Consider the following 14,383-nt stretch of genomic DNA (forward strand, 5'->3'; position numbering starts at 1 on the left):
CGCCCCGCCGTGGTGGAATTGGGTGCGTTCGAGCGAGGCGGGCGCGCGGGCACGCGGACGGAGCCGGGATGGGGAGAGTCGTGGGGCGGCGGGCAGTGCTGGGGAGCGGGGATGTGCGGCGCGTGGCGCTCGGGCTGCCCGGGACCGTCGAGAAGGAGTTGTGGGGACATCCCACGTTCCATGTCGGCCGCCGGATGTATGTGACGGTGCCCGACGACGGGACGTCGTTCGCGGTGCGCTGTCCGCGGCACGAGCGCGCGGAGCTGATCGCCTCGGAGCCGGAGAAGTTCTGGGTGCCCGCGCACGAGGCCCACTCGTCGTGGGTACGGGCGCGGCTGGCGGCGCTCGAGGACGAGGGCGAGCTGTACGACATCCTGCTCGACTCGTGGCAGCAGGCGGCGCCGCAAGAGCTGGTCGAGACGTTCCCGGCGAACGGCCGTCGCCCCGAACGGAATTGATTCACCCGGCGGGCGGGGGCTGCCCATCAATGCGCGCTGCCGTGGAATCAATCTCGCGGGCGTCGCATACGGGGTCCGCGGGAATCGTCGCGGAAGGGCAGCACCGCCGATGGACGAAGCACGTCCGCACGCATGGGAGTTGGGGCAGGTCTGGCTGACGGTGGTGCGCCCGCCGGGACCGCTGACCGTACGGCCGGGGGCGGGGCCGGGGCGGGGATCGGGGCGGGGATCGGGGCCGGGGCTTGGGCAGGGGCCTGGACGTGGACCGGGGCATGGGCCTGGGCATGGGCCTGGGCCGGGGGTCGACCACTGGCGGCTGGCGCTGGTGTCGGAGGGGCCGCTGACGCTGCGCCGGGCGGACGGGGTGGACCGGGGGGACCTGAGCGCTGCCGGGAACGCTGCCGGGAACGTCGGCCGGACCGGTGGCGGAGACCTCGGCGGGGACGCGGAGCGCGACCGGGCCGGTACGCGGCTGGAGGCCGGCGAGCTGGGGCTGTGGGAGCCCTCACGGCCGTTGCTCGTCAGGGCGGTTGAGTCCGCCGCGCCGCGAGGGCGGGCGATCGTGCTGCACCTGCCGCGCGAGGCGGTGCCGGTGCCCGCCAGGTCGCTGAGGCACCTGGTCGCGCGCCCGCTCCCCTCCGACACCGGACCCGCCGCGCTGCTGGCGCACTACGTCGAAGGGCTGGCCGACCAGGCGGCCGGTTCCGTGCTCGCCCCGCAAGGCGCGCGCCTCGGCTCGGCGGCGCTGAGCCTGGCCACGGCCTTCCTGGCCCAGCTCGCCGAACCGGCGGCCGTACCCGCGTCCCGCACCCTCGAACTCCGCTGCGCCATAGGCGAGTACATCGACCGCCACCTCGCCGCGCCCTGGCTGTCGCCCGCCGCCATCGCCTCCGCGCACCACATCTCGGTGCGCTACCTGCACCACCTCTTCCGCCAGGACGGCGGCCGTACCGTCGGCGGACACGTCCGCGCCGAACGGCTCGACCGCTGCCGGGCCGATCTGGCCGACCCTCGGATGGCGCACCGCAGCGTCAGCCGGATCTGCGCGCGGTGGGGCTTCCCGGACGCGGCGGTCTTCGGCCGTGCCTTCAAGAAGGAGTACGGCGTCGCGCCCGGCGCCTACCGCAGGCGGCTGTTGAGCGCGTGAGCGTCCACACCGCCCCCGCACACGCCCGCCGAGCGGGCGACGGTACGCCCGAACTCCCCGCCCCCACACGACCGGTCGGCCGAGGCGCGACCCCTGCCCCCATCGCGGCTCACTGCGGTCGTCCTCCCCGATCGTCGTCGCCACTGACGACCCGCACCGCGCGCCGCGCTCTCGGCCCACCGGCCCCGGGCACCCTCCCCCGTGCGCCGGGCCACCGAGTCTGCCGGGGGCCGAGCCGCCCGTCATCGGCCCTGTGCGCAAGGGAGTTGACCGAGAGCGCAATGCCGGGCCCGCGCGGCGCGGGCCTCAGCGGGCCGTGGTGCCGCAGACCGGGTGGGCCGGTTCGTCGGGGAGATACGTGCCGCGCTCCTGCCGGGTGAGGTCGCGGCCGACCGCGCGGCAGACGGCGGTGACGGCAGCCGCGGGGTCCGGCAGGTCAACGGCCCACAGCCGCACGGTCTGTTGCGGGTCGAGAACGAGGAGCGTGTGCGCGTCGGGGCCGAAGGCGAGGTCGGTTGCGGAGCGGGGCGCCGCCGTGAGGGTGGCCCGCACGTGTCCGGTGGCCACGTCCAGGAGGTGCACGGGCCCGTCCCAGTCGCCCGCCGCGACGGTCCGGCGGTCGGGGGTGAAGGCCACCGACGTCACGGGCGCGGTACGGCCGGTGGCCAGCGCGCGGGTGCGGCCGGTCGTCAGGTCGGCGAGCAGGACGTGACCGTCCCAGGTGCCGACGGCGGCCGTGCGCCCGTCCGAGCTGAGCGCGACGCCCGAGTCCACCATGGGCATGCTGCCCGAACTGCCGTGCACAGGAGCGCCGTTGAGGATGGACCGGGTCTCCCCCGTGCCCAGGTCGACGAGCGCGACCGCGCCGTCCACGGTCTGCGCGGCCACGATCCGGCCGTCCGGGCCGAAGACGGGTCCCGTGCCGGGTGCGATCCACACGCGGAAGGTCGTACGGAAGCGGTGCGCGCGCACGTCCCACGGCCGCAACCGGCCGTCGTAGTCGGCGATGACGAGCGTACGGCCGTCGGGGCTGAACGCCAGGCCGCCCGCGTTCCCGACCGCCGCAAGGGTGGCGGTGACCTGCCCCGACACGGTGTCCCACAGCCGCACCGAGCCGTTGCCGTCCCAACTGGCCACCGCGCGACCGTCCTTGGTGACGGCGACCGCGACCGGCGGCGGTCCCGAGGACGGACCGGCCAGGACGCGCACATGTCCGGTGGCCGTGTCGCGCAGCCGGAGTCCGCCGTCCGTTCCGGCCAGTACGACGCCACCGCCGCCGAAGGCCGCCGCCGCGACGCCGGGCAGGACGGCGGGGCCGTTCGTCACGTCCCACAGCCGTACGGTGCGGTCCGCGCCCGCCGTCGCGAGGGTGCGGCCGTCGGGGCTGAAGGCGAGCGCGCGGACGGTGCCCGTGTGACCGGACAGCACCGCACGGGCCCTGCCCGTGGCCACATCCCAGATCCGTACCGTCCGGTCGTCGCCGCCGGTCGCGAGGGTGCGGCCGTCAGGGCTGAACGCCAGCGCGCCGACCTGGCCCGCGTGACCGGACAGCACCGCGCGTACGCGGCCGGTCGCCGCGTCCCGGATCCGCACCTTGCCGTCGGCGAAGTCCCCCGTGGCCACGCTGCGGCCGTCCGGGCCGCACGCGAGGTCGAGGAAGTCCCCTCCGTCGTCCGGGACTTCGTGGGCCTGCGACCTGGCGGCGAAGTCGGCCAGCGGGCGGCCGGTCCGGGTGTCCCACTCGCGGATCCGCCCGGCGTCGGACATCGCCACGACGCGCCCGCCCGCGCAGAACGCCATCGGTCCCGGGATCTTCTCGCGGCTGGTGACGATCCGCCGGTCGCGGCCGGTCGCCACGTCCCACAGCCTGATCGCGCCGCCGCGGTCCGCGGTGACGGCGGTGCGGGCGTCGGGGCCGAGTTCCCAGTCCAGCGGCGGCTCAGGGCCGAGGGCCACGGTCCTGGCCCCCCGGCCGCCCTCGGCGGACACCGGACGCAGGTCCAACTCCCCCTTCCAGCCGGTGATCGCGAGGGTACGGCCGTCCGCGCCGTACGCCAGCGCGGTCGCGCCCGCGCTCGGGTGGCCGACCGTCGAGCGGACCCGGCCGCCCGCCGCGTCCCACTGGATCACCGTGCCCGCGCTGTCGCCGGTCGCGAGGGTGCGGCCGTCCGGGCTGAACGCCAGTGACTCCACGTCGTGTTCGCGGTCCGGCGGGCGCAGGACGGCTTTGAGGGGCAGCGCGGCGGCGGCTTCGAGGCTGACCACCGCCTCGGTGGTGGGGCTCTCGCGATACGCCTGGACGGCCAGCAGCGAGGCGAGTTCGGGGTCGGAGCCGACGAGCGCGTCCGAGGTGGTGGCGAGCTGCCGCGACAGCGCGACCTGCCGGGCGGCGTCGGCGGCCCTGCGCTGCCGCTCGTTGCTGCGGCTCTGCGTCCACGCCGTCGCCCCGGCCGCCACGGCCAGGACGAGGAGTACGGACAGGGTCGCCGTCAACGCGCGGAGTCTGCGGGTGGTTCGGGCGGCGGCCTGCTCCTCGCGGCGGCGGGCGGCGGTGCTGGCGTCGAGGAACGCCCTTTCGGTGGGCGTCAGTTCGTCGGGTCCGCCGTCCGCCTCCGCCGCCGGGAACGCCTCCTCGGCCGGGAACGCCTCCTCGGCCGCCGCGAGCCGCGAGCCCCGGTACAACGCGCCCGGCTCGCGGTCGAGTTCGTGCCACATCACCGCCGCGTCGGTGAGCCGACGGTGCACGCGCAGCCGGGTCCGCTCGGCGTCGATCCAGGACCGCAGGCGTGGCCACGCCTGGATGAGGGCTTCATGGGCGAGGTCGACGGTCCCGTCGTCCACGGTGATCAGCCGGGCCCCGGCCAGCTCGTCCAGGACGACGGCGGTGTCGTCCGCGCCCAGGGCGAGTTCGGCGCGGGCCACCGGTCTGCGGGTGTCGGGGGTGCCGTCGCCCGGCATGACCAGGCGGAGCAGCACGCGGCGCGCGAGGGCCGCCTGCTCGGCGGTGAGCCGGTGGTAAAGGTCCTCCGCCGTACGGGAGATGGCGCCGTGCAGACCACCGGCCTCGTCGTACGCCCGCTCGGTCAGCGCCCGGCCGGAACGCCGCCGCCACGTCTCCAGCAGCGCGTGCGACATCAACGGCAGCCCGCCCGGCTCCCCCACGACCTCCGCGACCACCCGGGCGGACAGCGCCCTCTCCACGATCAGCCCCGCGGCCTGCGCCGGCCGCACCACCGCCTCCCGCAACTCGTCCCGGTCCATCGGCCCCGCCAGCAGCGTCGCGTCCTGCAACGCCCCGATCAGCCGCGGATGCTCCGCACACCGCCCCAGAAAGTCCGCCCGCACCGCGATCACCACCCGCGTCCGCCCCGCCGGATGCGCCGCGGCCAACAGCCGCTCGATAAACCCTTCCCGCTCCGCCGCGTCGGCGCACAGCGTGAACAGCTCCTCGAACTGATCCACAATCAGCCACGTATCCCCCCCGCCACCCTCCGCACCAATCCCCCGACCGCCCACCGGCCCAAGTCCCGCACCAGCCCCCCGACCGCCGGTCGCGCCGATCGCCGTACCAGCCGTGAAGCCAGCCGCGCCAGCGCCCTCCGAGCCGGACTCGGAGCCGGTCACATGCCCAGCCGCCGTACCGCCGGACGAGCCGGACCCCGCGTCAGCCGCGTACCCAGTCGCCGGACGAGCGGTGAACGTCGCACGACCGCCCGCCGGGCCGGGGGCCGGACCGGCCCCGTAGCCAGCCGCAGGACCGCCCACCGGGCCGGACCCCGAACCAGGCGCAAGCCCAGCCACGCGACCATCGGACGAATCCGGCACCGCGGTCGCGGCCGAGGCGGTCACCGGACCAGAAGCATGCCCGTCGGCCGGACCGGCCTCCGGGCCTCGCTCCGGATCGGCCGTCGTACCCGTCGCACGACCGCCCTCCAAGCCGGACGCCGGACCGGACGCGTGCCCGGCAGGGCGACCGCCCTCCGGGCTGGGCTCGGAGCCGATCACGTGCCCAGTTGCCGGGCCGCCCACCGGGCCAGACCCCGATCCAGCCGCAAGCCCAGCCGCCCGACCGTCGGTCGAATCCGTCGCCGCACTCGCGGCCGAGGCCGTCGCGGGACCACCCTCCGGATCGGCCGACGTGCCCGTCGCACGACCGCCCTCCAAGCCGGTCGCAGGACCGTCCGCGGTGCTGGCCGCAGGGTCGTACGTGGAGCTCGCCGCAGGCGTCAGGTGGGGGGCGTGGTCGCGGAGCGGATGGGCGCCGGGGGTGAGGATGCGGAGGGCGGCGGGGCGGGTGGCGGGGTCGGCGACTTGCTGGAGGCGGGGGATGAGGCCGGCGCGCAGGAGGGAGGACTTGCCGCTGCCGGAGGGGCCGAAGACGGCGGTGAAGCGGCGGCGGGCGGTGAGTTCCAGCAGGCGGTCGGTGAGGCGGTCGCGGCCGAAGAAGATGTCGGCGTCGCCCGCTTCGAACCGGGCCAGGCCCCGGTAGGGCGCCGGATCATCGCCGTCCTCGGCGTCCCGCGGCCCCGCGGCCCGCGTGGCCGCCGCACGCCAGCGCCGCTCCCAGTCGGCCGGATCGCCGCCGCACGCGCGGACGTACGCCAGGACCACCGGCAGCGTCGCCAGCGTCTCGCCGGAGGCGGCCCGCGACAGCGTGCTCGCGCCGAAACCCGCGCCCCTGGCCATCGTCCGGTACGTCGGCTTGCCCGCCGCCTCCCGCAAGTCGCGCAACTCGCGCGCCAGTTGGCGTACCGGGTCGTCGCCCGGCGCCATCTCCTTCTCCGGACGTCCCGACACCGCGCACTCCCCTCGACGGACAGAGCTGCCACGCTACGCAGACCCGCGCCCCACGGGGACGGCCACGGCCCGGAATTGCACTGGGTGCACACCGCTGCCGCATACCTCCCTGGCGGGGCACCGTCCTCCTCCCGTACGGCGCGCGGACGGCTCCGTAAACGTTGCCGGAAGCCTTGACAGGGGCTGGGGCAAGGCCGACTCTCGCGTGGAGAGAGCGCTCTCACGCACCCCCCACACAAGGAGCAGGCATGTCGATGAGAGACAAGCGCTTGCGGAAACGGCTGGGCGTCGGATTAGTCGCCGTCAGCGCGATGGCCGCGGTGGCGCTGGCCGGTTCGCCGCAGGCGTCGGCGTCCGCGTCGGCGTCCGCCGTAGGAAAGGGCACCGTCTCCCCACAGACGGCGACCCGGACCGCGGCGGCACAAACGGCCGCACAAACGGCGGCACAACAGGCCGCGCGACAGGCCGCACAACCGGCCGCCGTACAGCCGAACGCCGTCCCCGCCGCCCCGAGCGGCTTCACCACCACCTGGAGCGACGACTTCAACGGCGCCGCCAACACCGGCCTGGACACCGGGACATGGCGCTACGACGCCGGTGAGGGCTGGACCTTCGGGACCGGCGAGATCGAGACGATGACGAACAGCACGGCCAACGTCTACCAGGACGGCAACGGCCATCTGGTGCTCAAGGCACTGCACTCCGGCACGGACCCGAACACCGGCTGGACGTCGGGACGGGTCGAGACCCAGGCGGACGGCTTCGGCGCGCAGCCGGGCGGCGTGGTCCGGATGCAGGCGTCGATCCAGCAGCCGAACGTGACCACGGCCAACGGCGCGGGCTACTGGCCCGCGTTCTGGATGCTGGGGTCGCCGCTGCGCGTGGGCGTGCCGTGGCCGGGTTCCGGCGAGGTCGACATCCTGGAGGACATCAACGGCCGCAGCTCGGTGTTCGGCACCCTGCACTGCGGGACGAATCCGGGCGGCGCGTGCAACGAGTCCAGCGGCGTCGGCAGCGGTGAACGGGCTTGCTCCGGCTGCCAGACGGGCTATCACACGTACGCGGTGGAGATCGACCGCTCGACGTCACCCGAGCAGATCCGCTGGTACCTGGACGGCGCGAACTACTTCACGCTCAGCTCCAACCAGGTGGACGCCACGGCGTGGGCCAACGCCGTCGACCACAGCTTCTACATCATCTTCGACCTGGCGATCGGCGGCGGCTTCCCCGCCGCCTTCGGTGGCGGCCCCAACGCGGCGACGGTCAGCGGCGGTTCGCTGAACGTCGACTACGTGGCGGTTTACAACAAGGCCGCGCCCGGCAGCACCGGCACCAACATCGCCAAGGGCAAGCCGACCACGGCCTCCTCGACCGAGAGCGCGCAGTTCCCCGCGTCGAACGCGACCGACGGCGATGTCACCACCCGCTGGTCGAGCGGCTTCAGCGACCCGCAGTGGGTCCAGGTCGACCTCGGCCAGTCCTACAACCTCACGCACGCGAGTCTGGTCTGGGAGGCGGCGGCCGCATCCGCCTACCAGCTACAGACGTCGGCCAACGGCACGACCTGGACGACGGTCTACTCCAACAACAACAGTCCGGCCGACATCCAGGACACCGCGCTGTCGGCCACGGCCCGCTACGTGCGGGTCTACGCGACCGCCAGAACATCCCAATACGGCGATTCGCTGTACGAGTTGGCGCTGTACGGCACACCGACGTCCGGCGGCGGCGACCCCGGCGGACCCGGCACACCCACCCTGCTGTCGCAGGGGAAGACGGCCACGGCCTCGTCCAGTGAGAACGGCAGCTTCACGGCGGCGAGCGCGGTGGACGGCGACCCCGGCACCCGCTGGTCCAGCACCTTCAGCGACCCGCAGTGGCTCCAGGTCGACCTCGGCGCCAGCCACACCGTCAGCCAGGTCAAGCTCAACTGGGAGGCCGCGTACGCGACGGCGTACCGGATCCAGACCTCCGCGAACGGCACCACCTGGACGGACGTCTACTCCACGACCACCGGCACCGGCGGCAATCAGACGCTGAACGTCACCGGCACCGGGCGGTACGTGCGGATGTACGGGACGGCGCGCGCCACGCAGTACGGCTACTCGCTCTGGGAGTTCCAGGTGCTCGGCACCTGACCCTCAGGACCGCGTGCGCACGTGAGCACGTGAGCACGTGAGCGTCAAAGGCCGCCCCCGGGTGCACGTGCCGGGGGCGGCCCGCGTACCAACAGCCCTACGCGTTACGGCACTTGCGCCAGCCGCAACGTCCTCGCTCCCGCCTTGAAGGACTCCTGCGCCGCAGTGCTGGACATGAACGTCCAGTCGGAGCCGCCGCCTTCGGCGTGGGTGTACTGGAACCAGATGAAGCCGATGACGTCATGGCGGCTCGCCAGCCACGGGAAGAGGCTGGCGATCCAGGGGGCCTTGCGCCCGCCCGGCTGAGCGCCGGTCTCGGTGATGAGCAGCGGCTTCGCGGTGAACGCGCGCAGGGCGTTCACCGACGGGTTGAGGAGTTCGCCCGCCGAGCGCTCGGCGACCCCGTAGGCGTCGAGGCCGATCCAGTCGACGTAACCGTCGCCCGGATAAAGGGACTTCAGGCTGATGTCGTCCGCGCCGCGCAGCGTGTTCGGGGCCCAGACCCAGATCACATTGGTGGCACCGGCCTGCTGGAAGATGTCGTGGACGTGCTTCCACGCGGCGACGTACTCACCGGGTCTGTTGCCGCCGTTGGGCTCGGCCCACGGGTACCAGTGGCCGTTCATCTCGTGGGCGAAGCGCAGCGCGATCGGGAAGCGGTTGGCTTTGACGGCCTCGGCGAAGGACCTGATGTACGGGTCGTGCGCACCGTCGATGATGGTGCGCAGCGCGTACGAGGGCTGCTCGGTGCCCTTCGCGGAGCCCGCCCACGGTTCCCAGGAGACGACGGGCACGGCGTGCTGGGCGTAGGCGGCGCGGACCGGGTCCGGGTCGAAGCCGCGCGTCCAATTGACGTAGTACTCCACCATGTTGGGCGTGACGCCGCCCGCGTCGCGGCCGACTCCGGCCAGGACGGCCGAATTCCAGGGCGCGTCGGGCTTGGCGACGCCGAAGTACGTGGTCCCGGCGGGCGGTCGGCGGATGGCGTCCTTGTCGGGCACGGCGGTCCGCGGCGGTCCCGGCGCGATGGTCGACACCCCGTCGCCGTCGCCCGCGCCGCTGTCGGCCGCCCGGTCGGCTCCCGCGCTGCGGTCGCCGCCCCCGTCCCCGCCGTCACCCCAGGCGAGCGCGGCGACCCCGATCAGCAGCGCGAGGACCGCGGCGGGCACGACGTACTTCGCCCGGCTCCAGACCTGGCCGTAGAAGGGGCTGGACAGCCGCCCCGGCCAGTTGACGAGCGGACCTCCGCGTGTCCACCGGTCGCGTCTTCCCCCGAGCATGCTCCCCCGCCTCCGTCACCCGTTCCCCCGACGATTCCCTGAACGCCCCGCGCACCCTGCCCCCGCGCGCCCCGCCCCCTTAGGGCCCGGCCACGCCAGCGACCGGCCCCGCCCGCGACCGGCCCGGTCGGCGCGCCCAACGCGCCCGCTACCGCGCCGACTTCCGCGGCAGCCGGTCGAACAGCGTGATCCGCAGCCCGCCCGCGAAGTCCTTCGCGGTGCCCGCCTTGTACTCGGTCTGGAGGAATCTCCCCTCGTCGGCCGTCATCCCCGCGTACGGCGTGCGCGGCGCGGTGGCCACCAGCCAGATCCGCTGGACGTCCTTGGTGCACACCACGGGCGCGGAGCACGGCTGTCCGGTGTACGTACCGTCCCGCTGCGGCGACACCGTCACGTACACCGCGTCCGGCGGGTCGGCCACGGCGCGCAGTTGGTACGCGGTGCCCCGCATCGCCTTGTCCAGCTCACCGCTGTAGACGACCCCGTCGCCGCCGCGCGTCTGCGTCCGCAGCCAGGCCGACGCCGCCTGGTAGTCGGGGAGTCCGGGCCGCGGGTCGGTGCGCAGGCCGTTGAGGGCCGGCAGCGAGACCGCGGCCACGGCGACGGCGGCGACTGCGCCGAGCACGATCTGCCGGGTCGCCGCCCCGCCCTCCCTGCCCGGCAGCAGCTTGGCCAGACCGCACACCCCGGCGCCCGCGAGCAGCGCGACGGCGGGCACGGTGAAGACGAAGTACGACGGCGTGAACAGGTTGCCGTACGAGCGCAGTCCGAACAGCGCGACCGGCGGCAGCACCGCCCACACCAGCAGCGGTACGCCGTTCCTGCGGCCGAGCAGCACCCCGAGCAGCGCGAGGCCGCCCACCGCGAGGGCGGCGTGCTGCGAGCCGAGCAGCTCCTGCGGCAGCCGCAGCAGCGCGTGCACGTCGGTGCCGCCCTGCGGGTCCTGGTGGTTCTGGCCGCGCGCCAGCATCAGCACCGCGAAGAGCGGCGCGACCGGCACCAGCGTCACCGCCAACCACGCCCCGGTGCGCTGGCGTTCGGTGGCCAGCGTGATCAGCAGATACGCCACCACGACCGTGGCCGCCACCGGGTGGAACAGCCCCGTGCACAGCATCCCGAACGCGTATCCGCCCCACCGGTCCGCGCCCACGTGGTCCAGCGCCCGGTACAGCAGCAGCGCCCCCGCCACCACCGACAGCGCCGCCAGCGCGAACGGCCGTGCCTCCTGCGCGAATCGGGTCGTCACCGGCAGCACCGCGAACACCAGCCCCGCGACCAGCCCGGTCGGCGCGTCGAACATCCGGCGGCCGAGCAGCGCCAGCAGTCCCGCCGTCACCGCCATCGCCACCACCGACGGCACCCGCAGCATCGCGGGCGAACTCCCGGCGACCGCGACCCAGATGTGCATCAGCACGTAGTACGGCGCCAGCACCACATCGGTGTTGTCCAGCAGCCGCCCGAGGTCCGACCACGACAGATGCGCCGCCCACCACGTCGCCGCCTCGTCCTCCCTGACCTGCGCCGCGCCCACCCGGTACCCGCCCGCGACGAGCGTCACCAGCATCGGCGGCAGCATGATCGCGGCGCGGCCCATCCCGCGCCGCTTCTCCTCCTGGCGCCGCCGCGAGGCGCGCCCCCCCGAGGCGGGGCGTTCCCCGGTGCTGTCGTCCTGGATCTCCCACTCGCCCTCGTCGTGATGGGAGTTCCGCGGCTGCGGAATGATCGAGATGGGAATGGTGTCGGGGTGATCGGGGTAGTCGGCGTCGGATTCGAGGACTTCCCGCTCGCTCATGGGGTGCTCCCGGCGGGGGAGTCGGAGGGCGCGGGCGCGCCCGCGTGACCCGTCGCCAGACGCAGCGTGGCCAAGCCCGCCTGGAACTCCTGCTGTTCGGCCTTGCTGGAGGTGAACCGCCAGTTCCCGCCCGCGCCCGAGTCGCGGTCCTTCTGCATCCAGACGAACCCGATCACCTCGGAATTCTTCCGCAGCCACGGGAAGAAGGCCTCGACCCAGCTCAGTTGCTGCGCGTCGATCTGCGCACCGGTCTCCATGATGACCAGCGGCTTGTCGGTGAAGGTCCTGATCTGGTCGATCGTCGCCCGGAAGGTGATCTCCGGCGTCGACTCGCGTACGCCATAGCCGGTCATGCCGACCCAGTCGACGTAGTCGTCACCGGGGTAGAGCGCCTTGAGCGAGACCTTCTTGGCCGGCCGGACGATGTTCGGCGACCAGGCCCAGATCACATTGGTGGCCCCGACCTTCCGGAAGATGTCGTGGACGTGCCGGTACGCCTTGACGTAGTCGCCCTGGTGATTGCCGTTCACCCGCTCCGCCCACGGGTACCAGACGCCGTTCATCTCGTGCGCGAAGCGGATCACCAGCGGCCACTTGGCCGCCGCGACGGCCTTCGCCGTCTGCGTGATGTACGTGTCGTACGTGCCCGCGGTGATGTTGGCGAGCCGGTACGCGGGCTGGTCGATATTGGACTTCAGGATCTGGTCGGGTTCCGGATTCTGCGCGCCGCCCTGCCAGGGCTCCCAGCTCAGCACCGGAAGCGTGCCGTGCTCGTAGGCCGCCGTGATCGCGTACGGGTTGAACTTCTGGCTCCACGACAGGAAGAAGGACGTCATCGTCGGCCGGATGCCGCCCGCGTCGACGGTCAGCTTGTCGACCTCCGCCGCGTCGTAGGGAGCGTTGGTGGTGGCCGCCCCGAAGTAGACGCCGTCCGGGTGCAGGAACTGCGCCTTGGTCGGGATGCCGGGCTCGGTCCTGCCCTTGAGCCGCTCCAGCAGGCCGGGGTTGGTCCTGCTGCCGCCGCCGAGTCCGGAGTAGCCGGTGCCCTCCGCGTTGGAGACCACGGCCGCGTAGACGCCGTAGGACAGGGCGGAGAGCAGGACCGCGTTGACGGCCATCCAGATCCGCAGCCGGATGCCGGTGCCCCGGTTCCACCAGTGCGCCGGCTTCTTGCGCCGTCGGCTGGCGCTCGGTCGCCGGGGGTCGGAAGGGGGCGGTGTCGCCGGGGTGTTCTGGCTGCTAGACACTCATCATCACCGACCCCCCGAGCATGAGGCCGCCGATCACGTACGGCACCAGGACCAGGGCGCTGTGCGACTTCTCGCCCGCGAAGCTGTCGGCGCGGGTGCCCCAACTCGCGTTGTGCGCGCAGCGGAAGAAGCCGAGCAGGCGCACGGGGAGCAACAGCAGGGTGTTGATCACCATGAAGGCGGGCAGGAAGAGCAGGTCCTGCGGCCGGTAGGCGAAGTGCCGCCCGAAGCGGAACATCAGCGAGAACAGCGACATCACGGCGGCCAGCGCGATGAGCAGGACCAGGGCCTTGGTGGGGTCGCCGGGCAGCGGCAGGTCGTGGTAGACGCCGGGACGGCCGCGGTGGAAGGCGGCGACCAGCCAGGAGGCGAAGGTGCCGAGGAGCACGAACGGCACGGCCACGTCGGTGAAGTAGAACAGCGCGAGCATCTTCGCGTTGCGCAGCATCCAGGGCATCATCCGCAGCGTGTTGTACTGCGAGCCGCGCGCCCAGCGGTACTGCTGCTTGGCCAGCTTCTTCAACTGGAGCGGGGCGTCGGTGTAGACGAGCGACGTGGACTGGTAGACGGTCTTGTACCCGGCCTTGAGCGTGTAGTTGGTGAGCGTGCGGTCGTCGCTCACCTCCAGGAAGACGCCGAGGAACTTCTCGCCGAGGAAGGCGTCCATGCAGTCGAAGAGGATGTGACTGCGGAAGGCGATGGTGCGGCCGGGCAGACAGCCGACGGTGCCGAGCACGCTCATCGCGGGCATCGAATACTGGCAGCGCACGCTCTCCAGCCAGTCCGCCCAGCGGGTGAGCACGGTGCGGCTCGGCTGGAGAATGCGCTGACGGGTCGTCACGCCGCCGACCTCGGGGTCGCGGAACGGCTTGACCAGTTCGCTGAGGGTGTTGGCGGTCCAGATGGTGTCGGAGTCGACGAGTACGGCGATCTCGCCGCTGGATTCCGCCAGGCCGACCTTGAGCGCGTTGCGTTTGCCGGGAACGGGCGTCCATTTCCAGAACACGCCGAGGTCGTCGCAGATGTGCTCAAGCGCCTCGTTGCGGCGGCCGTTGATCACCACGATGATCTCGGTGGGCCGCTGGTCGATGATCCGGCCGACAACTTCGCGGAACAGGTCCTCGGGCTCGTCCACGACCGGGATGATCACGGAAGTGGTGGATTGGAACGGGCGCTTCCATGGCTTGTACCGACGCGCCAACACGACTTTGATCAGCCACAGCAGCCAGATCAGCGCCATGAAGGCGGCGAAGGGGTACACCACCCCCTGGAGCCGCAACTCACGGATCTCCAGCAAGAACGCCAGCATGTCTTCCTATCGCGCCGATTCCCCCGAGCCACCTACAAGGCGGCACGCCGCAGAGAACGTAAGTGGTGACACGATTTTTATCATATGATCCTTAGCGTCCCCCAATTCGGTCATCACCTGTAACACAGCCGGCACCTGCGGCCCGACACACAGCTGACACACATACATGTGGCGTACCGCACACCGATGTCGCGCATTTCGCCCCGCTCCGT

Annotated in this window: 8 protein-coding genes; 3 read left to right on the forward strand and 5 right to left on the reverse strand. The window is 72.9% G+C overall.

All coding sequences use genetic code 11. From position 1 onward, the window contains the following. The first annotated feature begins 68 nt into the window (after positions 1-68). Entirely contained in the window at positions 69-458 is a 390-nt protein-coding gene (locus ACIP4Z_RS05130; RefSeq protein ID WP_355336481.1) for an MmcQ/YjbR family DNA-binding protein, read from the forward strand. A gap of 325 nt (positions 459-783) precedes the next feature. Next, positions 784-1,605 carry a helix-turn-helix domain-containing protein gene (locus ACIP4Z_RS05135; protein WP_401305203.1) on the forward strand — a complete coding sequence of 274 codons (822 nt, stop codon included), beginning with the start codon at positions 784-786 and terminating at the stop codon, positions 1,603-1,605. Between the two features lie 306 nt (positions 1,606-1,911). Here ACIP4Z_RS05135 and ACIP4Z_RS05140 read toward each other — a convergent pair whose 3' ends face one another. Then, positions 1,912-6,402: a hypothetical protein gene (locus ACIP4Z_RS05140; RefSeq protein WP_401305205.1), complete on the reverse strand. Its 4,491-nt coding sequence runs from the start codon at positions 6,400-6,402 to the stop codon at positions 1,912-1,914. A 248-nt stretch (positions 6,403-6,650) separates the two neighbouring features. On the opposite strand from ACIP4Z_RS05140, the gene ACIP4Z_RS05145 reads away from it, so the two are divergent. Further along, a complete protein-coding gene (locus tag ACIP4Z_RS05145) occupies positions 6,651-8,540 on the forward strand; it encodes a discoidin domain-containing protein (RefSeq protein WP_401305207.1) in 1,890 nt (629 codons plus the stop codon). 104 nt (positions 8,541-8,644) lie between these two features. On the opposite strand, the gene ACIP4Z_RS05150 is transcribed toward ACIP4Z_RS05145, so the two are convergent. The 4 genes from ACIP4Z_RS05150 to ACIP4Z_RS05165 form a co-directional block, all read right to left on the reverse strand. Then, positions 8,645-9,820, reverse strand: coding sequence for a glycoside hydrolase family 26 protein (locus tag ACIP4Z_RS05150; RefSeq protein WP_401305209.1), 1,176 nt, complete (start codon positions 9,818-9,820; stop codon positions 8,645-8,647). Between the two features lie 148 nt (positions 9,821-9,968). Further along, complete coding sequence (locus tag ACIP4Z_RS05155; protein ID WP_401305211.1) at positions 9,969-11,612, reverse strand: glycosyltransferase family 39 protein; 1,644 nt, start codon at positions 11,610-11,612, stop codon at positions 9,969-9,971. Continuing rightward, positions 11,609-12,859, reverse strand: coding sequence for a glycoside hydrolase family 26 protein (locus ACIP4Z_RS05160; RefSeq protein ID WP_401305213.1), 1,251 nt, complete (start codon positions 12,857-12,859; stop codon positions 11,609-11,611). The genes ACIP4Z_RS05155 and ACIP4Z_RS05160 overlap by 4 nt, the downstream gene beginning before the upstream one ends. Continuing rightward, positions 12,852-14,171: a glycosyltransferase family 2 protein gene (locus ACIP4Z_RS05165; RefSeq protein ID WP_401305215.1), complete on the reverse strand. Its 1,320-nt coding sequence runs from the start codon at positions 14,169-14,171 to the stop codon at positions 12,852-12,854. The genes ACIP4Z_RS05160 and ACIP4Z_RS05165 overlap by 8 nt, the downstream gene beginning before the upstream one ends. Positions 14,172-14,383 lie beyond the last annotated feature (212 nt).

Origin of the sequence: Streptomyces sp. NPDC088910, from assembly GCF_044749865.1 — a bacterium.
Taxonomy (GTDB): Bacteria; Actinomycetota; Actinomycetes; order Streptomycetales; family Streptomycetaceae; genus Actinacidiphila.

Bases quoted from the DNA above. Each gene is read 5' to 3' on its own strand.
- ACIP4Z_RS05130 (WP_355336481.1), top strand. From the start codon at position 69: ATGGGGAGAGTCGTGGGGCGGCGGGCAGTGCTGGGGAGCGGGGATGTG.
- ACIP4Z_RS05145 (WP_401305207.1), top strand. From the start codon at position 6,651: ATGTCGATGAGAGACAAGCGCTTGCGGAAACGGCTGGGCGTCGGATTA.
- ACIP4Z_RS05150 (WP_401305209.1), bottom strand. From the start codon at position 9,820: ATGCTCGGGGGAAGACGCGACCGGTGGACACGCGGAGGTCCGCTCGTC.
- ACIP4Z_RS05155 (WP_401305211.1), bottom strand. From the start codon at position 11,612: ATGAGCGAGCGGGAAGTCCTCGAATCCGACGCCGACTACCCCGATCAC.
- ACIP4Z_RS05165 (WP_401305215.1), bottom strand. From the start codon at position 14,171: ATGCTGGCGTTCTTGCTGGAGATCCGTGAGTTGCGGCTCCAGGGGGTG.